The sequence below is a fragment of the Aurantimonas sp. 22II-16-19i genome (assembly GCF_002088275.1).
GTDB lineage: Bacteria > Pseudomonadota > Alphaproteobacteria > Rhizobiales > Rhizobiaceae > Jiella.
Genome location: NZ_AQQS01000006.1, coordinates 154,761 through 177,573 on the forward strand (window position 1 = coordinate 154,761; position 22,813 = coordinate 177,573).

Sequence of the window (22,813 nt, forward strand, 5' to 3'; positions counted from 1 at the left end):
GCCTCGCCGGAACCGGCCACGCCCTGACCGGGCCGCCGTCACGGAAACGTCATGGAGGTAACTCATAGTTGCGGGCGAGGGGCGAGATAGCAGGGAGCTGCGCGATGAAACTCGTCCTGACGACATGGAACCTCGAATGGTTGGGCCAGCTCCTCAAGGGTCATGAGCGAACCATCGCCACCGAGGCCAGACGCGTCACCAGCGCCGCCGGCAAGCGGCTGCAGGCGCTGCAGAAGGCGCAGATCGCCGAGGAGATCCGGCTGATCGGGCCCGACATCCTGTGCATCCAGGAAGGGCCGAGCACCGGCCAGGCGCGCCTGCTGCAGGCGTTCTGCGACGAGGAACTCGCCGGCGAATACGTGCCGATCCTCCGCCCGGACGGCGATCGCTACTACATCCGTGGGGCGCAGGGCATCTGGTTCCTGGTGAAGCGCCGGCGGCTCGATCTGCTCCAGCCGACGCTCTTGCCGATCCCCAAATGGTGGGAGGCGACGGAGCGCCAGAGCCGGTTCGATCCGGCCCAGCCGGGCGAGCACGGCGCGAGCTGGCCGATCAACCATCCCGCCTACAAGCCCGGGCCACGCCAGCCGCAGCCGGAGGACGAGGAGGGCGAGCCGCTGCCGCCCGACCTCGGCGACCGCGAGCATTTCCACTATCGCCATCCGCAGACCATGGTGTGCCGGATCGGCGGCAAGCGCGTCGACTTCGTCGGGGTCCACCTGAAATCGAAGTTCAGCGGCGAGGACTACGAACCGGCCGGCCGGATCCGTCAGGCGCTCCGCCTCGAGGCGCGGGCCGCGAGCGAGGCGGAGGCCGCGACCATCGCTGCGGCGGAGCAGAAGGCCGTCGAGGCGCGGATCAAGATCTCCACCGAGGCCGAGGACATCCGCTACTATATCGACGCCCGCTTCGAGGACGAGCCGTTTCCGGCGATCTTCCTGCTCGGCGACATGAATGACGGCGTCGGCAAGGAATATTTCGAGCGCCGCTACCTCTTCCACGACCTGATCTCGAACCTGCAGGGCGACGTCTTCTTCGCCCGGCGCTTCCTCAACCACGCGCTGTTCGACTACGGCATCGACGGGGCGACGGACTATCGCTGGACCGTCCGCTTCCTCGACGCCTGGGAGCCCTATCGCGACCCGAAGATCCTGCTCGACCACATCATGTTCACCCAGTCCGTGGTGGGCGAGAACGCCTTCGCGCATTCGCCGGTCCGCGTGCCGCCCCATGGCGGCCGGGTCGAGCATGCGGCCCACAATGCCGCCAATGTCGTGTTCGAGCGGAGCGAGGACCAGACCAGCGACCACCGGCCGGTCAGCGTCGACATCGAGGTCGATGGCAAAATCACCTGAACCGCCGGGAACGACGGGGCGCCTCGGCGGTGATCGAGGGCAGGGCCGCGCAGGTCACGACGCTGGCGGTCGGAGCGCGGCGTGCGGCGACGCTACCGGTTGAGCAGCGCCAGGAGGCTCGACGTGTCCCAGCGCTTGCCGCCCATCGCCTCGACCTCGGCGTAGAACTGGTCAACGAGGGCCGTCACCGGCAGGCGGGCGCCGTTGCGCTTGGCTTCAGTGAGGCAGATGCCGAGATCCTTGCGCATCCATTCGACGGCGAAGCCGTGGTCGTAATGGCCCTCGTTCATGGTCTTGTGGCGGTTTTCCATCTGCCAGGAGCCGGCGGCGCCCTTGGAGATCACGCCGACGACCTTTTCGATGTCGAGGCCGGCCTTCTGGCCGAAGGCGATGGATTCTGCGAGCCCCTGGACGAGGCCGGCGATGCAGATCTGGTTCATCATCTTGGTCAGCTGGCCGGAGCCCGCCGGGCCCATGAGCCCGACCATCTTGGCATAGGCCTCGATGACCGGCTTTGCGGCTGAAAAATCGGCATCGTCGCCGCCGCACATCACTGTCAGGGCGCCGTTCTCGGCGCCGGCCTGGCCGCCGGAGACCGGCGCGTCGATGAACCTGAAGCCCTTGGCATTGGCGGCTTCAGCCAACTCGCGGGCGAGCTCGGCCGAGGCCGTGGTGTTGTCGATGAGCGTCGCGCCGCCCTTCATGCCGGCGAAGATGCCGTCGTCGCCATAAACGACCGAGCGCACGTCGTCGTCATTGCCGACGCACATGAAGACGAAGTCGGCGTCCCCCGCCGCTTCGCGCGGCGTCGGGGCGTGGCCGCCGCCATATTGGTCGGCCCATTTCTCGGCCTTTGCGGCCGTGCGGTTCCAGACGGTGACGTCGTGGCCGCCCCTGGTCTTCAGGTGACCCGCCATGGGATAGCCCATCACGCCGAGCCCGATGAATGCGACCTTGGCCATTTGTCCCGTCTCCCGGTCCGTGCGTTTTCCGCCCCTCAGTTCGTCTGCGAAGTAGTCCGGCGGGGGTGGAGCGTCAATCGCGAACGGCCGGCGCCGGCGATCCTCGCCGCCGGCTGCCTCAGGCCGCGCGGGCGATCGGCATCCGGCCTTCGCTCGGCAGGGTGAAGGTGTCGACGAGGCCGTTCAGGCGGTCGCCCTCGTCGGCGAGGCCCTCGATCGCGGCGGTCGTCTTGTCGACCATCGCGGCGTTCTGCTGGGTCACCTGGTCGAGCTCGCGCATCGCCTGGCTGACTTCGCCGAGACGGCGGGCCTGGTCGCGGGACATCTCGGCGATGCCCTCCAGCGCCGAATTGACGGTCTGGATGTTGGTTTCGATGCTCGCAAGGGATTCGCCGGTGCGCCGGACGAGCATGACGCCGCCCCCGACCTCGTCGCTGGAGCGCTTGATCAGCTTGCCGATCTCGGCGGCGGCCCCGGCCGAGCGCTGGGCGAGCTCGCGCACCTCCTGGGCGACGACCGCGAAGCCCTTGCCGGATTCGCCGGCCCGGGCCGCCTCGACACCGGCATTCAGCGCCAGGAGATTGGTCTGGAAGGCGATCTCGTCGATGACACCGATGATCGTCTCGATCTCCTTCGACGACGTCTCGATCCGCTCCATCGCCAGCACCGCCTGGCTGACGACCTCGGACGAGCGGCCGGCGTCGACGACGGTCCGCTCGGTGGTCTTCACGGCGTCGTCGCAGCGCGCCAGCGAGCTGTGCACCGCGTCGTTGGTCTCGGCCAGCGCCGCGGCGGTCTCCTCCAGCGTCGCGGCCTGCCGCTCGGTCCGGCTCGACAGGTCCTGCGAGGAGGCCTGCAGCTCGAAGGATTCATGGCGCACGTTGGTGGCCGCTTCCCGGATCGACAGGATCGTCTCCGCCAGCTGGTCGAGGGAGCGGTTGTAGTCGAGGCGCAGGCTCTCCAGCGCCGGCGGGAAGGGCGTCGTGATGCGGGTGTCGAGGCGGCCGGAGGCCAGCGCCTTCATGCCGTCGGCGAGGATGCGGACGGTCCGCTGCAGCTCGTCGGCGCTGCGCTCGCGCTCGGTGCTGGTCTGTTCGCGCTCCAGCGCCAGCTGCTGGTCCTTGGCAAGCGTGGTCGCCTCGATCTCGTCCTTCTCGATGGCATTGCGCCGGAAGGTGTCCAGCGCCCGCGCCATCGCGCCGATCTCGTCCTTGCGGCCGGTGGTGTCGATGACGATCGTCTTGTCGCCGTCGGTCAGGCGGTTCATCAGCCCGGCGATGTCGATCAGCGGCCGCGTCAGCCGCGAGGAGACGACGAAGCCGACCAGCGCCATCGCCAGCACGATGGCGAGGGTCGCCCAGAGCGCGTATTTCGCCAGCTGGTTGGCGGAGGCGAGCATGGTCTCCTGATCTTCGCCGATGACCAGCAGCATCGGTTCGTCGAGGACCTGCAGCGGCTGCCAGACGTAGAACGTCCCGTGGCCGTCCATTTCGGCAAAGGCGGTGCCGCTGCGGCCGTCCCGCGCGGCGCTCTGCAATGCGGCGGGGAGCTCGGCCGTCGCCGTCCCGGGGCTGCCCGCCGCGACCCGTCCATCGGAGGCGACGAGCATCGCCGTGCCGACGCCGTTGGTGTCGTCCTGCGGGGCGACGACCGCGTCGAGGGCTTCTGCGGAGATCCGGATGACGATCGTGCCGCGGCGTTCGGTCTCGCCCCAATAGTTGAAGGCCAGGGGCTGGGCCAGGAAGGCCGAGCGGCCGCCGGCCGGATAGTCGGTGAGGCCGGTGGTGACGACGTCGGTCAGGCCGGCCGCCTGGGATCGCTGGACGAGATCGGCGAGAACGCCGTCCTTGAGGGTTGCGACGTTCTGCAGGAGCTCCGGCCCCTTGGCGGCGCTGAAGGCCACGATGCCGTCGGTCCCGACCACATAGACGTCGGCGAGACTGGCATTCGACAACGCGTTGACGAGGGAGCCGTGGAACTTGCCGTATTTCATCGCATAGAGGAGCCGCGATCCCTCGCCGTCGGCGGCGATCCGCTGCTCGGTGGTCAGGTCCGGATTGCGGAAATACTCCAGGATCTTGGCGTTTTCCGACTGGAGCAGCCGGTCGAGGCCATCCATGGTCTCGCCGATCGTGTTGTTCTGGGCGATCTCGGCCAGCGTCTGGCGGGCGCGGTGCATGTGGCTCTCGAGGGCGTCGGCGCGAATCTGGGCGACCATGTCGAGCCGGGCCTGGCTGGCCTCGATCAGCCCGGCCCTGCCGATCTGGTAACTGAGGACGCCGACAGCGGTGCCCGCCACCAGCGCTGCGCCGACGACGACGAGGGCGAACTTCGCCTTGATCGAAAGGGAACCGAATCGCATGGGATCCTCACGGAGGGTGATCGTTGCCAACGATACTTTCCGCTTTCCCTTTCGAAATGGTGAATTTGCAACGTCTCGTTATACCAAAAGGGCCAGCGGCCCGTGCGCCGGGTCGCGGTGGCCGCGGAAAGAATCCGGATCGCCCCGATGAGCCACGGGACATCAGCTTCGCAACCAGGAGATATGGGCTCGACCACGGGCGGTCACCGGTGACCGCAGGGCGTCGACCTCCCGGGACGCCGGCCGCATGGATGGGTTCGCGGGATCCCGCCGCAGGGCGCGGCTCGTCGTCCTTCGCCGGGCCTCAGCGCTTCAGATGCCGGGTGAGCCGCCGTTCCGCCCAGTTGGTCGCGTGGCGCAGCGCCTCGACGAGGGCGAGGTAGAGCAGCGCCGCCCAGACATAGGTCTGGAAGTCGTAGGTGCGCGAATAGGCCTGCCGGGTCTCGCCGAAGAGGTCGTAGACGGTAATGATCGCGACGATGGCCGAGGCCTTGATCATCAGGATGATCTCGTTGGCATAGGGGCGCAGGGCCACGATCATCGCCTGCGGCATCACCACCTTGAAGAAGATCACCTGGCGCGGCAGCCCGAGCGAGCGGCCGCCCTCCCACTGGCCCTTCGGCACGCTCTCGATGGCGCCGCGCAGGATCTCCGCCTGGTAGGCGGCGGTGTTGAGCGCCAGCGAGAACAGCCCGCAATACCAGGCCTCCCGGAAGAACCACCACAGGCCGATCGTTTCGAAGAAGCCGCGGAACTGGCCGAAGCCATAGTAGAACAGGAAGATCTGGGCGATCAGCGGCGTGCCGCGGAAGAAATACACGAAGGCGAAGGCCGAACCCTGCGCAATCGGGTTGGACGCCATGCGGCCGAGCGCCACGGGCAGCGAGACGATCGCGCCGAGGACGAAGGAGACGGCGACGAGGGAGACCGTGACCCACAGGCCGCGGAGATAGGACCAGCCGAAGCGCTCGATCAGCGTCACGTCGAAGGCCTGGACGAAGTAGAAGGCGAAGGCGGCGGCCACCGCGATCCACAGGCCGATCGCGACGAGCCCGCCGAGCTTGAGCTTCTGCGGCGGCGCCTTCGGGGCGGCCAGGGCCGGATTGTTGCCGCTCACTTCGCCACCTCGCCGCGCTTGGTCCAGCGGTCGATGCCGCCGATGGCGATGGAGGAGAGGATCGTCAGGACGAGATAGAGGGCGATCGCCGTGCCGAAGAACAGGAACGGCTCGCGCGAGACCCGCGCCGCGACCTGCGCCTGGCGCAGGATGTCGGCAAGGCCGATGACCGAGACGAGGGCGGTGTCCTTCAGGAGGTTCATCCAAAGATTGCCGAGGCCCGGCAGGGCGATCTTGATCAGCTGCGGCAGGATGACGAGGACCATCACCTTCGCCCGCCCGAGGCCGAGCGCCATGCCGCCCTCGCGCTGGCCGTGGGGGATCGCCCGGAAGGCGGAGAGGAACACCTCGCTCGAGAAGGCCGCGAAGACGACGCCGAGGGCCACCATGCCGGAGACGAAGCTCGACAGCGCGATATCCGGCAGGCCGGTCGCCTGGGAGACCGATTTCAGCGCGGCATTGACCCCGAAATAGACCAGAAACAGCGTCAGAAGTTCGGGCAGGCCGCGAAAGATCGTCGTGAAGATGTCGGCGGACAGCTTCAGCAGGTAATCCTCCGACTGCTTGGCGAGCGACAGGAGGAAGCCGAGGCCAAGGCCGATCGGCAGCGTCGCCAGCGACAGGGCGACGGTGACGACGACGCCGGCGGCGAGATCGTCGCCCCAGCCGGTTGATCCGAAGCCGAGAAGGGTGAGGGATTCGTTCATCCGGTCCGTTCGTCACTGCGCTGGCGGTGGCTCTCTTTCGCCGAGCACGCGTCTTCCACGAAGACGAAAAAGGCCGCCGGGCACGATGCCGGCGACCTCCTTCATTCCTATCCCGCGATGCGCCTCACTGGGCGGCCGGCTCTTCGCCATAGACGTCGAAGTCGAAATACGACTTCTGGATCTTGTCGTAGGTGCCGTCTTCCCGGATCGCCGCGATGGCGTCGTCGAGCATCGTCTTCAGCTTGTCGTCGCCCTTGCGAAGGCCGATGCCGACGCCCTTGCCGTAGATCGCCGGATCGGCGGGCAGGGTGGAGAGAAGCTTGCAGCAGGCGCCCGCGTCGCTCTTCAGCCACTCGTCGAGGACGACGACGTCGTCCATCACCGCGTCGAGGCGGCCGTTCTCGATGTCGAGCTTGTATTCCTCGGCGGTCGGATACTGGCGCACGTCGGCGCTCGGAAAGAGCGCGGCCGCGGCCTGGGCGTGGGTGGTCGAGACCTGCGCGCCGATCGCCTTGCCGGACAGCGCCGCGTCGGTCGCCTCGGTGATCTGCGAATCCTTCGGGACGGCGATCGCCGGCGGCGTCTGATAGTACTTGTCGGTGAAGGCGATCTGTTCCTCGCGCTCCGGCGTGATCGACATGGAGGCGACAAGGGCGTCGAAATTGCCGTTCTGGAGCGCCGGGATCATGCCGTCCCAATCCTGGGTGACGAAGGTGCATTCGACCTTCATCTGGGCGCAGAGCGCCTTGGCGATTTCGACGTCGAAGCCCTTCAATTCGCCCGACGCGTCGAGGAAGTTGAACGGCGGATAGGCGCCCTCGGTGCCGATCACCACCTTCGACCAGTCCTTGTCGGCGTCGCTCTGTTGAGCCACGGCGGTTCCGGCGAAGAGGCCGGCGAGCGCGGCGGCGAGAGCGAAGGATTGGGCTAGACGCATTGAGGACCCCTTTGTCGTCAGGAAAAGATCGATCGTGATGGCATGCAACGGCGCGGCGTCATCCGTGCCGCGCGATTGGGCATGCTGTGTCGGGAGGCATGCTGCCATTTTTCGAAAGCCGAGCGCAACTGCGATCTGCCTGCGAGCACAACCGATTTCTCGTGGACGCAACCGGGTCCCGGGCTCAGCCACGGGACGTGCGGTGGAGGAAGGCTTCGGCGGTCACGAGGTCGTCTGGCGTGTTGACGTTGAAGAACGGGTCGCCTGCGGGAGCGTCGGGGGTGGCATCGATCGCCGCGGTGTCGAAGCCGACCTCCTCGAGGAAGGCGCGGATCGCCAGCGGTCGCCCCGTATCGAGCCAGCGGGTGAGATCGGCGAGGAGCGAGCCCGGCCACAGCCCCGTCGCCGGTTGCAGGCGGCCCTCGAAGACCGCGATCACCGGACGCTCGCCGGCCCGTTGCGCGAGGCGTTCGGCGAGATCCTGCGGCAGGAAGGGCGTGTCGCCCGGCACGACGAGGAGACGACGCTCCGGCTCGCCCGGACGGCGCGCCGGCAACGCCGCAAGGCCCGCCTCGATGCCGGCGAGCGGGCCGGGCAGGCCGGGGCGCCGATCGGGCGCGAGCGTCAGGCCGAAGCGCTCGTAGCCGCGATCCCGGGGCGCGGCGAGAAAGATCCGGTCTGCCTGGGGCTCCAGCCGCGCGATGACATGGGCGACCAGCGGGCGGCCGCAAAGCGGCGTCAGCGGCTTCGGCGTCGGCCCGCCCATGCGGCTTCCCCGGCCGCCGGCCAGGACGAGGCCCGCCGGCTTCACGGGACTTGCCGGCTTCATGGGGCGTGCCGGACGCGCCGCACCATCAGCGCCACGATGAGCGAGCCGAGACCGAAGGCCGACATCAGCGCGAAGAGGCCGAGCGGGCCGCCGTGGCGGGTGGCGACCAGCGAGGCGACGAAGGAGGCCAGCGCCCCGGTGCCGATCTGCAGCGCGCCGAGCATGCCGGCGGCGGCCCCCGCCGCATGGGGCACGACGCTGATGCCGCCGGCAGTCGAGGTCGGCGTCGCCAGCCCATTGCCGATGCCGACGAGGAACATCGGTCCGAACAGCGTCAGCGGCGTCAGCCAGCCATAGGCGATGAAGCCAAGGGAAAGGAGGGCGGCGCCCATGGAGATGGCGCTGCCGGCCACCATCAGCGTCTTGATGCCGAGACGCTCGGACAGCTGCGCGGTGACGAAGTTGCCGGCGATGTAACCGGCGGCGCAAAGGCCGAACCACAGGCCATAGGCGGCCGGCGTCATGTGGAGGATGTTCACCGCGACGAAGGGCGCCCCGCCGAGAAAGGCGAAGAACACCGCCGAGATCAGCGCCGAGACGAGGGCGTAGGTCCAGAACGAACCGGCGGAAAGGAGCACGCCGTAGTTCTTGAACTGGTCGCGCATCGGCTTGCCGCGCTCGGCATTGGTCTCGGAGAGGTCGGCGAAGAGCAGGCCGAGGGTGAGCGCGCCGATCGCCGCGAGCAGCCAGAACACCATGCGCCAGCCGAAGGCCGTGTCGATGGTCCCGCCGACGAGGGGGCCGAGCAACGGGGCGACGGCAAATCCCATGGTGACGTAGCCGATCATCGCGGCGGCGCGCTCGCGCTCATAGACGTCGCGCACGATCGCCCGGGACAGGGCGATGCCGGTGGCGCTCGCCGCCTGCACCACGCGCCCCGCGAGAAACAGCCCGACACCCTCGGCGGCGATGCACATGAAGGTGCCGGCCATGAACAGCACCATGCCGCCGATGATCACCGGGCGGCGGCCGTAGCGATCCGACAGCGGCCCCGCGAGGAGCTGGATCAGCGCGGTGGCGGCGAGATAGAGCGACAGGCCGAGGCCGACGATCGCCTCCTCCGCCATGAGATCGTCGGCGATCGAGGCCATCGACGGAATGAAGATGTTGATCGCCAGCGGCGACAGGGCCGAGGCGATCATCAAGGTGAAGAGCATCGGCCGGCGCGCGGCGATGCCGGCTGCCGGCGATTGCATGTCGCGAAGGCTCGTCATGATGGGATCGTCGCGCCTCTTGCGGCCGTTGCGGCGGAAGGGCGCCGCCTGAAGGTTCGCGGGCAAGATGTCGCTGCCGCGGGGCGAAGGCAAGTCGCAACGTGGCCGGTCTCGCCGCCGGTGGAGGCGACGGGAGGCTGCGAGCCGCGCGCCGCGACGCTGCGCCAGGTTAACTTCGTCGAAATACTAAGTGTGCAGAATCAAAAACGGAAATCCATCATTCTTTAAAATTTCGGCCCATTCCGCAAGGGAATCGCAGCGCTTTCGTGGTCAAGACTGATGCTTCGCCATTGGCGTGGGGAACCGGAATGGGCTTCGATTTTTCCGCAATGACCGCTCTGCTCGGTGGCTATGCCGATTCGCGCCAGCGGCCCCACGACTATGATCCGGGCGAGCGCCGGCAGCGCGGAGCCTGGCGGCAAAGGCCCGATTCCGAGAGCGGGGCCGGGGCGCGCGGCCCGTCAGCCGATGCGGCGGCGGACGCCTCGGACGCTGCCCCGCGGCTCGCCCTTCCGCCGGTGACCGGCGGCGCGCCCGGGCAGGTCTGCGGCGTCGGCCGGGCGCTCGACGCCCTCATCGCCGCCGAGGAGACGCGCCGCCGCAAGACCCTGCCGGAGCCCGAGGCGAAGGCCGACCATTCCGAACTGTCCAGCGTGCTCAAGGCCTCGCTGCCCGCGCGGCCGGCGCCGCAGGCCGATGCCCCGGACGGGAGCCCTGCCGCCGCGTCCACCGAGGGCGGACGCGACTGGGGGCAGATCCGCGACCTCATCGAGGCCCTGGCGAAAGCCGATCGACCCTCGGCCGGGGAAAAGGCGCGCGGCGAGCCCCTCGCCGAGGCGCGCGACACACGGCCATGGCGACCGAAGCAGGTTCCCTGACCGCAGCACCAGGCCAAAGCCAGAATTCGGCCCGCCAGTTTCCGAAGCTCAGGCGGTCGTAAGAGGTATCGCAAATGAGGTATCGCAAAAGCCGGAGCGAGACGGCGGGCTCGCCCGGTTCGTCACGCTTTGGCCTTGGCTGGGAGGGGCCTCGGCCCTGTCAGCCGGACGGGCCCTGCAGCGAGTTGGTCACCGGCCCGACGAGCCGGTCGTAGCGCGAGCGCAGGTTCTTCGGATAGCGGATCGCCACGGAGTGGATCAGGTCGCCGCGAAAGATGTAGCGCTCGTAGAAGATCTTGCCGTCGCGGTAGCCGGAGACCACCGCCCAGCGCTGGCCGGAGGCCTTGTATGTGACGTCGTCCGCCTTGCCGCGATCGCGGATGATCGACGCGGGCGTCTCGCCGCCGCCGTTCTGGCGCGCATAGATGAAGAGCTGGGCGCCGTCCGGCGAGGCCCAGGCCAGCCCGTCGCCCTCGACGGGGGCTGGGAGCTTCTCGGGAAAGGCCTCTGCGGGGAAGCTCGCCTTCGTCCCGAAACGCTGGTTCTGGTAGGTCACCTCGTCCGCCAGCGCGGGGCCGCACAAGACCGCCGCGGCGAGGCTCGAAGCCGCCACGAGAGATCCGATCCGCCATTTCGCCATGTCTATCCTCCGGTCACGCTCATATGCCGCGAGACGGCGGGCCTGCGCGTCTCCCGATCGATAATGAAGTCGTGTCCCTTCGGTTTCCTGCCGATCGCCTCGTCGATGGCGTTCGACAGGAGTTCGTTGCCCTCGGAGGCCCGGAGCGGCGCCCTGAGGTCGGCGGCGTCCTCCTGCCCGAGGCACATGTAGAGGGTGCCGGTGCAGGTGAGGCGGACGCGGTTGCAGCTTTCGCAGAAATTGTGGGTGAGCGGCGTGATGAAGCCGAGCCGGCCGCCGGTTTCCTTGACCTCCACGTAACGCGCCGGCCCGCCGGTCGCGTAGGGGATGTCGGCGAGGGTGAAGCGCTCGGCGAGCTGCGCGCGCACCGCCGACAGCGGCAGGTACTGGTCGGTCCGATCGCCGTCGATTTCGCCGAGCGGCATCGTCTCGATGAGGGTCAGGTCGATGTTCTCGCCATGGGCCCAGCGCAGCATCTCGGGAATTTCTGCCTCGTTGAAGCCCTTCAGCGCCACGGCATTGAGCTTGACCCGGATGCCGGCGGCCTGTGCGGCGCGGATGCCGGCCATCACCTTGTCGAGATTGCCCCAGCGGGTGATCTGCTTGAACTTGTCGGCATCGAGTGTGTCGAGCGAGACGTTGATCCGTCGGACGCCGCAATCGGCGAGCTCGGCGGCAAAGCGCTCCAGCTGCGAGCCGTTGGTGGTGATGGTCAGCTCTTCCAGCGCGCCGGTTCCCAGATGCCGCGAGAGCGAACGGATGAGATGCATGATGTTGCGCCGGACCAGCGGCTCGCCGCCGGTGAGCCGCAGCTTGCGCACGCCCTTCTCGACGAAGGCGGTGGCGAGCCGGTCGAGTTCCTCCAGCGTCAGAAGGTCCTGCTTCGGCAGGAAGGTCATGTCCTCGGCCATGCAGTAGACGCAGCGGAAGTCGCAGCGGTCGGTCACCGAGATGCGCAGATAGGAGACCGTGCGGCCGAACGGGTCGATCATCTGGCCGCCGGGAGCCCGGCCCGGAAGGGCCGCCGTCGCGCCGGGCCGCTCTGCGATGTCGCGGGAAATGTCCAAGAATTCGTCCCTTCGAAGGCGCGTCTGCTTGCAATCTGAAGGATGAATGTGGAAGTCCCGGGCTGAAGGGTCAAGCGGCCGTGTCCCATGAACCCATGGGAATCAGGTTCGTAATCAGTTGGCCGCGACCGCTGCGAAGGGACGGACGGGGATGAACGCAAGCATCGAAGCACCGAGCGAACTGCGGGTCGCCAAGGATCGCCGCCTCTTGACGGTGGTCTGGCCGGACGGGGCGAGGGACGAGTTCTCCGCCGAGATGCTGCGGGTCCTGTCGCCGTCTGCCGAAGTGCGCGGCCATTCGGAGGCCGACCGCAAGACCATGTCCGGCAAGCGCGACGTGACGATCGCCGATCTCCAGCCGATCGGCCACTATGCGATCCGGATCGTGTTTTCCGACGGCCACGATTCCGGGCTGTTCTCGTGGAGCTACCTCTCCGAGCTCGGCCGCGACAAGGACGCCCGCTGGCAGGGCTACCTGGACGAGCTGAAGGCCAAGGGTCTGCGGCGCGAGCCGTGACCCGCCGGGCCTGAGGCGGCGTCTGCCGCGGCCGGTCAGTAGATCGTCTGCTTCAGCCGCTCGGGATAGTCGGCGTCGTATTTCGCCCCGTCGAAATCCGCCATCCGGGCGGCCAGCATCTCGCCGGTGCTGGGCAGGCTCTTGCGGTCGACATGCCGCGAGGGGTCCCAGAGCTTCGAGCGCACCAGCGCCTTCTGGCACTGGAAATAGACGGTTTCGACATGGACCCGCACGACGCTGCGCGGCGGCTTGCCGTTGATCGCCAGGCGCTCCAGCAGGGCCGGCGCCGTGTCGATCTCGGCACGGCCGTTGACCCGCAGTGTCTCGCCGACGCCGGGGATGAGGAAGATCAGCGCCACCCGGGGATCGCGGACGATGTTGCGCAGCGTGTCGGTGCGGTTGTTGCCGAGCCGGTCGGGGATCAGCAGCGTGCGCTCGTCCTCCACGACGACGAAGCCGGCCGGATCGCCGCGGGGCGAGCAGTCGAGCCCTTCCGGCCCGGCGCTGGCGATCAGGACGAAGGGCGAGGCTTCGACGAAGGCGCGGTAATGCGCCGTGAGGTGGTCGGTCTCCTTGGCGAGGGAGGTCGCCAGAGGCTGGCCGTAGAGCGCCTCGAGATCCGCGATCGAGCGGATGATGGTGTCGCCCATGAGGTGGCCCTTTCTTCGCGTCCTTGCCGTGTGTCGGCCGTGTCGTCTCGGCCGACGACGATGTCCGGCCATTGACGGTGCGGCGCGGCCGGCTGTCAACGCCACAGGCGTGACCGTCGCAATCGCCGCCGGCGGCCTCCGGGCGCCGGCGCGAAGACCGAAGGGGTGCCGCCGGGTCGCGACGCTCTCAGGCGGCCTGGGCGCGCCTGAAAGCGTCGCGCGCCGTTACCCGCGCGACGAAGCCCTTGATCGCCTCGCTCTCGGTCAGGCGCGGCGCGCCGAACATCGACAGCCACCAGAGCGTCGCGCCGAGCGCGAGGTCGGCGGCGGTGAAGGTCTCGCCGGTGACGTAGGGGGCTTTTGCAAGCTGCGCTTCCAGCGTGTCGATGACGTCGTCATAGCTGCCCCAGCCGAGCGCCATCTTCGGCAGCGGCTCGCTGCCCTTGCGCATCATCGCGTCGATGCCGGCCGGCTCCAGGCAGGAGGGGCCGAAGAACAGCCAGCGATAATAGGTCGCCCGCTCGCCGGTGCAGATCGCGGGGGCGAGGCCGGCGGCGGGAAAGCAGTCGGCCAGATGGGCGAGGATCGCGGCGGTCTCGGTCATGACCGTTCCATCCGCCAGGATCAGCGTCGGCAGCTTGCCCATCGGATTGATGGCGAGGAACTCCGGCGTACGGTTCTCGCCCGCCTGGATGTCGACGGGGACGAGCTCGTAGTCGGCGCCGACCTCTTCCAGCATCCAGCGCGCCACCGAGGCGCGGCTCTCGGGGTTGTAGTAGAGCTTGTAGCGGCCCTGCATGACGTCGCCTCCTCGCGAACAAAACAAGAATATCTGCATATGCGCCGGCGATCGTGACGCCATTGTGACGTTGCGACAGGACGATTGCGAGGGGGCGATCCCGGCGGGGAAGGCTCTCACAACAGGCGCGGCTGCTCCGGCTCGGCGGCGGCCTCGCCACCGTCCTCCCGCGCGCCCTCGGCGACGATCCGGAGCGCCCCGTCGACCAGCGGCCGCTGCAGCGCCGACGCCGCCTCCCAGGGGCCCGCCAGCCAGAGGTCGATCTCCGCCGGCTCGGTGAGGATCACCGGCATGGCCTTGGGATGGACGCGCCCCACCTCTTCGTTGGGCTCCGAGGTCAGGAAGCCGAAGAGATCCGCCGTGACCTCGCCCTCCTTCACCTTCCGGACGCTGGTCCAGCGCGTCCACATGCCGGCGAAGACCGCCAGCGGGCGCTCCTCGGACAAAGCGAACCAGACCGGCACCTTCTTGCCGCCCCGGTCCTCATATTCGGAAAAGCTGGTGAAGGGCACGACGCATCGGTGCTGCGTGCCGAGCCAGCGCCGCCAGTGCGGGCTCTTCACGTTGCGGATGTTGGTGACGCCGGGATCGGTCTTGCGGTTCTTCAGGACGAAGGCCGGGGAGGGCATGCCCCAGCGCATCATCGTCAATTCGCGGTTCCCGGCGACCCACTCGGCGCCGGGAACCGCCCGCACCACCGGCGCCGCGGTGTCCGGGAAGATGCCCGGCAGCGGCGGCAGGTTGCCGGTGCGGTCCTGCGTCGCGCGCAAGAACTCGCGGATCGCCTGCTGGCCCTTGGTCACGGAATAGAGGTTGCACATCGTGTCGCTCCCGGCTGGCTCTTCCGACCAAGGTAGGGCGCTACAGGGTCGCCGCCGTCCGTGCCGCCTGGTCGTAGTGGCCGGACAGAAGCCGCAGGAGATGGGCGATCTCGCTCATTCGTTCCGCGGAGAGGCCGAGCTCGGAGATGCCCGCGACGAGGATGCGCTCGCGCAGGTCCCGGTAGCGCGAACAGGCGGCCTCGCCGGCCGGCGTCACCTGGATCAGCCGCTCCTTGCCAGCCTTGCGGCGGATGACAAGGCCCTTCTGCTCCAGCTTCCGCACCGCATAGGTGACGAGATGGGTGTCCTCGATGCCCAGCACCAGGCAGATGTCGGCGAGGCGCTTGGGTGTGCCGCGATGGGTGACGGTGTGGAGGACGGTGACCTCCGTCGCCGTCAGCCCCGCCTCGCCCGCCGCCGTCATGCAGCGCACCATCCAGCGCTCGAAGGCGTGGCTGGACAGGAGCATGCCGAACTCGACCTCCGACAGCGCCGGCACCGCCCCGTCGGCGAGATGGGCCGAGGAGACGATCGGACCGATCGGCGCGGCGGGCCGGGTGGTGTGGCTGGCACTCATCTTGCCTCCCGAGGTGGGCGTCGGCGGGCCGGGGACGATCCCATGCCACCGACGGGCGGGACGCCCGGCGATCCGGGCAACGGGAACGCCTCGCCGGATTTGCCGGCCGGCCTGGACGCTGATAATCTACCGGTAAATCATTGGCAAATGAACCGCGAACGTACAAGGCCCCATCATGCAGCCAGACAACCGGCCGGAACCAGACAGCCTCGACGATCGCGGCACCCGCTGGGACTTCTTCGTCGATCGCGGTGGCACCTTCACCGACGTCATCGGTAAGGCGCCGGACGGCTCGCTGCATCCGAGGAAGTTGTTGTCGGAGAACCCCGGCGTCTACGACGACGCGGCGCTGGAGGGGATCCGGCAGACGCTCGGGATCAAGACCGGCGGCGCGATCCCGCCGGGCCGCGTCGGCACGGTGCGGATGGGAACCACGGTGGCGACCAATGCGCTTCTGGAGCGCAAGGGCGACAAGACACTGCTCCTGATCACCCGGGGCTTCCGCGATGCCCTGAGGATCGCCTATCAGGCCCGCCCGGACATCTTCGCCAAGGAGATCATCCTCCCCGAGCAGATCTATGCGAGGGTCTGCGAGGTGCCGGAGCGGGTGCTGGCCGACGGCACGGTCGAGACCGATCTCGACGAGGCGGCGACGGCCGAGGCGCTGCGGGCCGCGAAGGCCGAGGGGATCGACGCCGTCGCCATCGTCTTCATGCATTCCTGGCGCTATCCCGGGCACGAGGCCCGCGCCCGCAAGCTGGCGGAGGACGTAGGCTTCGGCCAGATCTCCGTCAGCCACGAGGTCTCGCCGCTGGTCAAGCTGGTCGGGCGCGGCGACACGGCGGTGGTCGACGCGTATCTGACGCCGATCCTCCGGCGCTATGTCGACAAGGTGGCGGCGGCGCTCGGCGCCGAGACGGGGGATACGGCCGCGCCGTCGCTGCAGTTCATGATGTCGTCGGGCGGGCTGACGGCGGCCGAGATGTTCCAGGGCAAGGACGCGATCCTGTCGGGGCCTGCCGGCGGCGTCGTCGGCATGGCGGAGACGGCGAAGGCGGCGGGCTTTGCCGAGGTCATCGGTTTCGACATGGGCGGCACCTCCACCGACGTCACCCATTATGCCGGCGCCTACGAGCGGGCGCTGGATTCCGAGGTCGCCGGTGTCCGGATCCGCGCGCCGATGCTGCGCATCCATACGGTCGCGGCGGGCGGTGGCTCGATCCTGTCGGTCGACCAGGGTCGCTTCCAGGTGGGGCCGGCCTCGGCGGGGGCCAATCCCGGCCCTGCCGCCTATGGCAAGGGCGGCCCGCTGACCGTCACCGACGCGAATGTCATGGTCGGCAAGCTGAAGCCGGAGCTCTTCCCCGCGGTGTTCGGGCCGAACCAGGACCAGAGGCTGGACGTCGCGGTCGTGCGCGAAAAATTCGAGGCGCTGGCGAGACGGCTCGGCGACGGGCGCTCGCCGGAAGCCATCGCCGAAGGCTTCCTCACCATCGCCGTCGAGAACATGGCCAACGCCATCAAGAAGATCTCGGTGCAGCGCGGCTACGACGTCTCCAAATACCTGCTCAATTCCTTCGGCGGCGCCGGCGGCCAGCATGCCTGCCTCGTCGCCGATGCGCTGGCGATGGAAAGCGTGCTGATCCATCCGATGTCGGGGCTTTTGTCGGCCTATGGAATCGGCCTGTCTTCGCTGTTCTCCAGCCGGTCCCAGGCGCTGGTCGCCGATCTGTCGGAGGAGGCGAAGGCCGAGATCGAGGCGCTGGCCGAACGGCTGTCCCGCGAGACGGCCGGCGAGGTCGAGGCGCAGGGCGTTTCGCCGGGCGGCCACACGACCGAAGTCCTGCTGCAGCTTCGCTACGACGGCACCGACACGACCCTGCCCGTCGCCTATGACGGCTCGCTCGAGGCGGCGCGCCAGGGCTTCGAGGCGGCCCACAAGGCGCAGTTCGGCTTCGTCTATCCGGGCCGGGCGATCACCGTGGAGACGGTGTCGGTCGAGACCTCCGAGCGGCCGAAGCCGCGGGCCGACGTCGCGGCGGAGGCGGCGCAGGACTTCGACCCGGCAACGGCGGCGAGCGGGCGGTTCTTCACCGGCGGCGAGGCGCGCGAGGCGTCGATCATCCGCCGCGAGACATTCGGCCCCGGCGCGAGCGTCAAGGGACCGGCGCTGATCGTCGAGCCGAACCAGACCATCGTCGTCGAGCCCGGCTGGGCGGCCGAGACCACGGCGCAGAACGACGTCCTCCTGCGGCGCACCGAGAAGAAGCCGCGCCTCGCCGCCCTCGGCACGGGTTCCACTGCCAGTGGCGGCAAGGGCGGCGCCGGCGCCGATCCGGTGCTTCTGGAAGTCTTCAACAACCTCTTCATGTCGATCGCCGAGCAGATGGGCGTGACGCTGCAGAACACTGCCTCATCGGTGAACATCAAGGAGCGGCTCGACTTTTCCTGCGCCGTCTTCGACGCCTCCGGCGCCCTCGTCGCCAATGCGCCGCACATGCCGGTGCATCTCGGCTCCATGGACCGCTCGGTCGAGGCGATCATCGCCCAGAACGAGGGGCGGATCCGACCGGGGGACGTCTATGCGCTGAACGCGCCGTATAATGGCGGTACCCATCTGCCGGACATCACGGTGGTGACGCCGGTGTTCGACGACGCCAAGGAGAACATCCTCTTCTACGTCGCTTCGCGCGGCCATCATGCCGATGTCGGCGGCATCGCGCCGGGCTCGATGACGCCGCGGGCGACCAAGGTCGACGAGGAGGGCGTCCTCATCGACAACCTCAAGCTCGTCGACGCGGGCACGTTCCAGGAGGAGGAGCTGCGCCGCGTTCTCACCGATCATCCCTATCCGGCCCGCAATCCGGACCAGAACGTCGCCGACCTGAAGGCGCAGATCGCCGCCAACGAGAAGGGCGTCGCCGAACTGCGCCGGATGGTCGAGAATTTCGGCCTCGACACGGTCAAGGCCTATATGGACTTCGTCCAGGACAATGCGGCCGAGGCGGTGCGCGAGCTGATCGCCCGGCTCGACGACTGTTCCTGCGACTATCCGACCGACAGCGGCCAGGTGATCAAGGTCAAGATCACCATCGACAGGGAAAGCCGCGAGGCGACCGTCGACTTCACCGGTACCTCGCCGTCGATAGCCAACAACTTCAACGCCCCCGAGCCGGTGACCCGCGCGGCCGTCCTCTATGTCTTCCGGGTGATGGTGGAAAAGCCGATCCCGATGAATGCCGGCTGCCTGCGGCCGGTGAAGATCGTCGTGCCGGAAGGCTCGATGCTGAAGCCACGCTATCCCGCCGCCGTCGTCGCCGGCAATGTCGAGACCTCCCAGCATGTCACCAACGCCCTCTTCGCCGCCTTCGAGGCGCTGGCAAATTCCGAGGGGACGATGAACAACCTGACCTTCGGCGACGAGCGCTACCAGTATTACGAGACGATCTGCTCGGGTTCGCCCGCCGGACGGATGAACGACGGGACGAGCTTTGCCGGAACGTCGGGCGTCCACGTCCATATGACGAACTCCCGGCTCACCGACCCGGAGATCCTGGAGATGCGCTACCCGGTGGTGCTGGAGGACTTCCACATCCGCAAGGGCTCGGGCGGGGCCGGCGAGAGGCGCGGCGGCGACGGCACCAAACGGACGATCCGGTTCCTGAAGGAGATGGACTGCGCCATCCTCTCCTCCCACCGCACCCGGCCGCCGGAGGGGATCTGCGGCGGCTCTGCCGGCGAGGTGGGGCGCACCGAGGTGCGGCGGCTGGACGGTTTGCTGGAGGAACTCGCCGGCTGCGACCAGACGGTGCTGGCCGCCGGCGAGGCGGTGATCGTCACGACGCCGACGCCGGGGGGATACGGGCCGGCGACGTGAGCATGGGCGGGAAACCGGCATGGTTTGGCCGATTCGTCCGGCCGCGCCGTTCTCGGCGGGACGAGAGGTGCTGCCACCCCCTGCCGGCTTGTGGTGCCCCGAACAGTCGGGGGTAGGTGTAAAAAGCTATATTGTTATGCCGCGCTGGCGAAAGATTTGATAAATATCAAATCGTAAGCAATCCTGAAGATTTTTGCATGTCTGTTGTATTCTGAATTCGGGAATAGGCACATTCAGTCCAAGTAAAGAATTGTGCTCTAGACCTCGCTCCAGCACCATGGTGGGCGTCGACGCCGCCTGGCATCGAGGTCGGCCTTCGTGAATTCGAATTTTGCAATCTGGTTGATGATGGTCACCGGGAGCCTCGCGATGCTCGTCGCCATGCTTCCCGGACCGACCTTCGGTCAGGACGCGAGTGTCGCTGCCCTGTTCCCGCCGTGGTGGCCGCAGGAGCGCGTGCTGCGCGCCGCGACGAGCGCAGGGGACCTCGTCGATTCAGGCGGATGGACGTCGGTCGTGGTCCTTCGGTTCGGCGACAGCCGGCTCCCCGACAGGCTGCGCGAGGCCGGCGCGCTCATCGTGCTCGATGCCGGCAGCCTCGGTTGCTTCACAACATCCCCACAGGAGGAGGAGAAAATATGGACGGAATTGCGGATCTCGAACGGCACCGCGCCAGACTGACCAACGTACTGGCGATGGCGATGGTCGCTGCGGCTCCGATAATCTGCGTGCTCGATTGGAGCATGGGCAAGTCGAGCCTTTGGGCCGCCCTCGGTTCGATATCCTTCGCCGTCGTCGCCCTCGTCCTCTCCCGCAAGCCGGGTGGCGAAGCCGGTGCCCGCATGGTGGTCTCGGTCGGCATCATCGCGGATGTCTCCCTCGTCGTCGCGGCGCTTTCCGGCAGCCACCTTCAGGTCGACGCTCATATGGCCTATTTTGCCGGGCTCGCCGTCGTTGGCGCCCTGTTCGACTGGCGGGCGATCGCCGGTGCGGCCGCCGCGACCGCGGTCCACCACACCGTCCTCAACTTTCTCCTTCCGACCGCGATCTATCCCGGCGGCACGGACGTTCTTCGACTGGCGATCCACGCCGTCATTCTCGTCGTCGAGGCCGGCGTTCTCATCTGGCTGGCGGCCAAGGTGACAGCGATGTTCCAGGCGGTGAGCAATTCCAGCCTCGCCGCCCGCCAGGGGCAGGAAGAGGCCAAGCGCGCCGAACGCGCAGCGAGCGAGGCGCGGGAACGGCAAATGGAGGAGGAGGCCCGCGGCTCCGCCCTCGAACGCGCCAAGGCTGAGGATCTGCGCGAGTTCATGGGCGTGGTGGATGTCAGCTTCGACCGGCTGTCGGCCGGCGACCTGACGGTTCGCATGTCGGGCCGGGTGGCGCCGGAATTCGAGCCGATCAAGGCGAAGTTCAACGGCTCGGTGGAGGCACTCGAAGCGGCGATCGGCCAGGTCGTCGGGGCGGTCGGGACGATCCGCATGGGCCTCAACGAAATCACCGTCGCCTCCAACGACCTCGCCCAGCGCACCGAGCAGCAGGCGGCCTCGCTGGAAGAGACCGTCGCGGCGCTGAGCGAGGTGACCGGCGGCGTCAACCGGACGGCGGACGGGGCGGGCGATGCGCGCAGGAGCGCCGAATCGGCTCGCCAGAAGGCGAAGAAGGGCGGCGAGATCGTCGCAGAGGCGGTGATCGCGATGACGGCGATCGAGGGCTCGTCGCAGCAGATCTCCCAGATCATCGGCGTCATCGACGAGATCGCCTTCCAGACCAACCTCCTCGCGCTCAACGCCGGCGTCGAGGCGGCGCGCGCCGGCGAGGCGGGCAAGGGCTTTGCGGTGGTCGCCCAGGAAGTGCGGGCCCTCGCCCAGCGTTCGGCGGAGGCAGCAAAGGAGATCAAGGGTCTGATCACGGCCTCGACCGAACAGGTGGAAAAGGGCGTCGAGCTCGTCTCGGCGTCGGGCAAGTCGCTGGAGGAGATCGTCGCCGAGGTGGCGGGCATGGCGGAGGTGATCGCCAGGATCGCCGACAGTGCGCGCGAACAGGCGACGAGCCTTCGCGAGGTGTCCGGCGCGGCCGACCAGATGGACAAGGTGACCCAGCAGAACGCGGCGATGGTGGAGCAGTCGACGGCGGCCGCCGAGACGTTGTCGAAGGAGACCGAAGGCCTCGCCACCACCGTCGCGCGCTTCAGGATCGGCGGCGGCGCGGTGGCGGTTCGGCCCGCGGCGGCAAAGACGGCCCAGCGGCCGGCGGCGTCGCCGCGGCCGGTCGCCCAGATGCGCAGCACCGGAGCCGGCGGCGCGGCCCGCAGGCCGGCGCAGGCCGAGGAGAGCTGGGCCGAGTTCTGAGCCACGCCGAGTTCTGAGCCATGCAAGGCAGCGACGCGGGCCCCGGGAGCAAAACCCCCGGGGCCGAAGCCGTTCGTGAGCCTGGTGCCGGCGGGCGAGGGCTCCGGAGCCTCCCCTTGCGTCGCCGGCGACCCGTCACGCCATCCGGATGCACCTGTGATGGCGTGGTTTGCGGCATCAACCGTAAGCGATTGGTAGTAACTCCGCCTTATGAGCAGTGGCATCACTACGCTCGGATAGGGGACATCCTTCGGTGTTGAGCATACCTCGCAAGCTGTTACTCCTCGTTGCCCTTGGCGTCGCCATGTGCACCATCCTCGTCGTTGCGGGCATTGCGCAACAGTCGAACCTGCTGCACGACGCACGCCAAGACCTCGTCAAGACGCAGGTGGAGAGCGCGGTTTCGATCATCGAGACCTATCGCAAGACTGCCGAAAGCGGCCAGATGAGCGTCGAGCAGGCCAAGGCGGCGGCGATCGAGAAGATCGCGGCCATGCGCTACGGCGACGGCGAGTATTTCTTCATCGACGCCTTCGACGGCACGCTGATCTACAATCCGAACAAGGCGCTGATCGGCAAGAGCCTGTGGAACAGCGCCGACGCCAACGGCTTCCTCTTCGTCCGCGAACTCGTCGCGCAGGCGCGGGCGGGCGGCGGCTTCACCAGCTATGTCTGGCCGCGCACGCCGAACGGCGAGCCGCTTCCCAAGATCAGCTACACCCAGGAGATCCCCGGCTGGGACTGGGCCGTCGGCACCGGCGTCTATGTGGACGATCTCGCCGCCACGATGTTCGACACCGCCCTCGTGATGGTCGGCTGGTCGCTGGCGCTGCTCGCCGTGCTGGCGCTGGCGGCCTGGCCGCTGGCCCGCTCGATCTCGGTTCCGATCGCCGCCATGACCGCGGCGATGCGCCGTCTGGCCGCCGGCGACAGGCAGGTCGAGGTCCCGGCCGTCGGCCGGCGCGACGAGATCGGCGAGATGGCGGCCGCCGTGCAGGTGTTCAAGGACCAGGCGATCGCCCGCGACCGCCTCGAGAAGGAGGCCGAGGCGGCGCGCGTGTCGGAGATGGACGCCAGGCAGCGCCAGGCCGATCTCGAGCATGCCAAGGCCGAGGACCTGCGCGAGTTCATGGGCGTCGTCGACACGAGCTTC

At 68.3% G+C, this 22,813-nt stretch carries 19 protein-coding genes and 1 pseudogene; 7 read left to right on the forward strand and 13 right to left on the reverse strand.

Going from position 1 to position 22,813, the window contains the following annotated elements:
* Positions 1-104 precede the first annotated feature (104 nt).
* Entirely contained in the window at positions 105-1,355 is a 1,251-nt protein-coding gene (locus ATO4_RS07700) for a hypothetical protein (RefSeq protein WP_083590848.1), read from the forward strand.
* 92 nt (positions 1,356-1,447) lie between these two features.
* On the opposite strand, the gene ATO4_RS07705 is transcribed toward ATO4_RS07700, so the two are convergent.
* The 7 genes from ATO4_RS07705 to ATO4_RS07735 all read right to left on the reverse strand — a co-directional run bounded on the left by ATO4_RS07705 (position 1,448) and on the right by ATO4_RS07735 (position 9,483).
* Complete coding sequence (locus ATO4_RS07705; RefSeq protein WP_083590849.1) at positions 1,448-2,317, reverse strand: NAD(P)-dependent oxidoreductase; 870 nt, start codon at positions 2,315-2,317, stop codon at positions 1,448-1,450.
* Between the two features lie 118 nt (positions 2,318-2,435).
* Positions 2,436-4,679 carry a methyl-accepting chemotaxis protein gene (locus ATO4_RS07710; RefSeq protein ID WP_083590850.1) on the reverse strand — a complete coding sequence of 748 codons (2,244 nt, stop codon included), beginning with the start codon at positions 4,677-4,679 and terminating at the stop codon, positions 2,436-2,438.
* Between the two features lie 304 nt (positions 4,680-4,983).
* A complete protein-coding gene (locus ATO4_RS07715; RefSeq protein ID WP_176222899.1) occupies positions 4,984-5,796 on the reverse strand; it encodes an ABC transporter permease in 813 nt (270 codons plus the stop codon).
* A complete protein-coding gene (locus ATO4_RS07720; RefSeq protein WP_083590851.1) occupies positions 5,793-6,503 on the reverse strand; it encodes an ABC transporter permease subunit in 711 nt (236 codons plus the stop codon). Before ATO4_RS07720 ends, ATO4_RS07715 begins: the two co-directional genes overlap by 4 nt.
* A gap of 124 nt (positions 6,504-6,627) precedes the next feature.
* Entirely contained in the window at positions 6,628-7,440 is an 813-nt protein-coding gene (locus tag ATO4_RS07725; protein WP_083590876.1) for an ABC transporter substrate-binding protein, read from the reverse strand.
* Positions 7,441-7,624: 184 nt separating this feature from the next.
* Positions 7,625-8,269, reverse strand: coding sequence for a molybdenum cofactor guanylyltransferase (gene mobA, locus ATO4_RS07730; RefSeq protein ID WP_083590852.1), 645 nt, complete (start codon positions 8,267-8,269; stop codon positions 7,625-7,627).
* Positions 8,266-9,483, reverse strand: a complete 1,218-nt coding sequence (locus tag ATO4_RS07735) for a multidrug effflux MFS transporter (RefSeq protein ID WP_245308623.1) — start codon at positions 9,481-9,483, stop codon at positions 8,266-8,268. Before ATO4_RS07735 ends, mobA begins: the two co-directional genes overlap by 4 nt.
* A 329-nt stretch (positions 9,484-9,812) precedes the next feature.
* Here ATO4_RS07735 and ATO4_RS07740 point away from each other — a divergent pair, with 329 nt between their 5' ends.
* Entirely contained in the window at positions 9,813-10,361 is a 549-nt protein-coding gene (locus ATO4_RS07740) for a hypothetical protein (protein WP_139802310.1), read from the forward strand.
* A 160-nt stretch (positions 10,362-10,521) separates the two neighbouring features.
* On the opposite strand, the gene ATO4_RS07745 is transcribed toward ATO4_RS07740, so the two are convergent.
* Both ATO4_RS07745 and moaA read right to left on the reverse strand, forming a co-directional pair.
* On the reverse strand, positions 10,522-11,001 hold the full coding sequence (locus ATO4_RS07745; protein ID WP_083590854.1) for a hypothetical protein: 480 nt from the start codon (positions 10,999-11,001) through the stop codon (positions 10,522-10,524).
* A 2-nt stretch (positions 11,002-11,003) separates the two neighbouring features.
* Positions 11,004-11,993 (reverse strand): GTP 3',8-cyclase MoaA, encoded by a 990-nt coding sequence (moaA, locus tag ATO4_RS07750; RefSeq protein WP_083590878.1) that lies wholly within the window; start codon positions 11,991-11,993, stop codon positions 11,004-11,006.
* A 226-nt stretch (positions 11,994-12,219) separates the two neighbouring features.
* On the opposite strand from moaA, the gene ATO4_RS07755 reads away from it, so the two are divergent.
* Positions 12,220-12,585 (forward strand): DUF971 domain-containing protein, encoded by a 366-nt coding sequence (locus tag ATO4_RS07755; RefSeq protein WP_083590855.1) that lies wholly within the window; start codon positions 12,220-12,222, stop codon positions 12,583-12,585.
* Between the two features lie 35 nt (positions 12,586-12,620).
* Here the strand turns inward: ATO4_RS07755 and ATO4_RS07760 are convergent, their stop codons facing one another.
* The 4 genes from ATO4_RS07760 to ATO4_RS07775 form a co-directional block, all read right to left on the reverse strand.
* A complete protein-coding gene (locus ATO4_RS07760) occupies positions 12,621-13,235 on the reverse strand; it encodes a pyridoxamine 5'-phosphate oxidase family protein (RefSeq protein WP_083590856.1) in 615 nt (204 codons plus the stop codon).
* Positions 13,236-13,422: 187 nt separating this feature from the next.
* Positions 13,423-14,034: a glutathione S-transferase family protein gene (locus ATO4_RS07765; protein WP_083590857.1), complete on the reverse strand. Its 612-nt coding sequence runs from the start codon at positions 14,032-14,034 to the stop codon at positions 13,423-13,425.
* A 116-nt stretch (positions 14,035-14,150) separates the two neighbouring features.
* On the reverse strand, positions 14,151-14,855 hold the full coding sequence (locus tag ATO4_RS07770; RefSeq protein WP_083590858.1) for an SOS response-associated peptidase family protein: 705 nt from the start codon (positions 14,853-14,855) through the stop codon (positions 14,151-14,153).
* A gap of 40 nt (positions 14,856-14,895) precedes the next feature.
* A complete protein-coding gene (locus ATO4_RS07775) occupies positions 14,896-15,432 on the reverse strand; it encodes a winged helix DNA-binding protein (RefSeq protein WP_083590859.1) in 537 nt (178 codons plus the stop codon).
* Between the two features lie 175 nt (positions 15,433-15,607).
* On the opposite strand from ATO4_RS07775, the gene ATO4_RS07780 reads away from it, so the two are divergent.
* From ATO4_RS07780 to ATO4_RS07790, 4 genes and pseudogenes are all read left to right on the forward strand, one after another.
* Positions 15,608-19,309 carry a hydantoinase B/oxoprolinase family protein gene (locus ATO4_RS07780; protein WP_083590860.1) on the forward strand — a complete coding sequence of 1,234 codons (3,702 nt, stop codon included), beginning with the start codon at positions 15,608-15,610 and terminating at the stop codon, positions 19,307-19,309.
* Between the two features lie 318 nt (positions 19,310-19,627).
* On the forward strand, positions 19,628-19,990 hold the full coding sequence (locus ATO4_RS28255) for a hypothetical protein (protein WP_245308624.1): 363 nt from the start codon (positions 19,628-19,630) through the stop codon (positions 19,988-19,990).
* A gap of 521 nt (positions 19,991-20,511) precedes the next feature.
* Positions 20,512-21,660 (forward strand): annotated as a pseudogene (locus tag ATO4_RS07785) (methyl-accepting chemotaxis protein); the annotation flags it as partial.
* 253 nt (positions 21,661-21,913) lie between these two features.
* Positions 21,914-22,813 (forward strand): cache domain-containing protein (locus tag ATO4_RS07790; RefSeq protein WP_139802311.1); only part of this gene is annotated, 900 nt, incomplete at its 3' end.

Coding starts and splice junctions, on each gene's coding strand:
- ATO4_RS07700 (WP_083590848.1), top strand. CDS start 105: ATGAAACTCGTCCTGACGACATGGAACCTCGAATGGTTGGGCCAGCTC.
- ATO4_RS07705 (WP_083590849.1), bottom strand. CDS start 2,317: ATGGCCAAGGTCGCATTCATCGGGCTCGGCGTGATGGGCTATCCCATG.
- ATO4_RS07710 (WP_083590850.1), bottom strand. CDS start 4,679: ATGCGATTCGGTTCCCTTTCGATCAAGGCGAAGTTCGCCCTCGTCGTC.
- ATO4_RS07720 (WP_083590851.1), bottom strand. CDS start 6,503: ATGAACGAATCCCTCACCCTTCTCGGCTTCGGATCAACCGGCTGGGGC.
- ATO4_RS07725 (WP_083590876.1), bottom strand. CDS start 7,440: ATGCGTCTAGCCCAATCCTTCGCTCTCGCCGCCGCGCTCGCCGGCCTC.
- mobA (WP_083590852.1), bottom strand. CDS start 8,269: ATGAAGCCGGCAAGTCCCGTGAAGCCGGCGGGCCTCGTCCTGGCCGGC.
- ATO4_RS07735 (WP_245308623.1), bottom strand. CDS start 9,483: ATGACGAGCCTTCGCGACATGCAATCGCCGGCAGCCGGCATCGCCGCG.
- ATO4_RS07740 (WP_139802310.1), top strand. CDS start 9,813: ATGACCGCTCTGCTCGGTGGCTATGCCGATTCGCGCCAGCGGCCCCAC.
- ATO4_RS07745 (WP_083590854.1), bottom strand. CDS start 11,001: ATGGCGAAATGGCGGATCGGATCTCTCGTGGCGGCTTCGAGCCTCGCC.
- moaA (WP_083590878.1), bottom strand. CDS start 11,993: ATGATCGACCCGTTCGGCCGCACGGTCTCCTATCTGCGCATCTCGGTG.
- ATO4_RS07755 (WP_083590855.1), top strand. CDS start 12,220: ATGAACGCAAGCATCGAAGCACCGAGCGAACTGCGGGTCGCCAAGGAT.
- ATO4_RS07760 (WP_083590856.1), bottom strand. CDS start 13,235: ATGGGCGACACCATCATCCGCTCGATCGCGGATCTCGAGGCGCTCTAC.
- ATO4_RS07765 (WP_083590857.1), bottom strand. CDS start 14,034: ATGCAGGGCCGCTACAAGCTCTACTACAACCCCGAGAGCCGCGCCTCG.
- ATO4_RS07770 (WP_083590858.1), bottom strand. CDS start 14,855: ATGTGCAACCTCTATTCCGTGACCAAGGGCCAGCAGGCGATCCGCGAG.
- ATO4_RS07775 (WP_083590859.1), bottom strand. CDS start 15,432: ATGAGTGCCAGCCACACCACCCGGCCCGCCGCGCCGATCGGTCCGATC.
- ATO4_RS07780 (WP_083590860.1), top strand. CDS start 15,608: ATGCAGCCAGACAACCGGCCGGAACCAGACAGCCTCGACGATCGCGGC.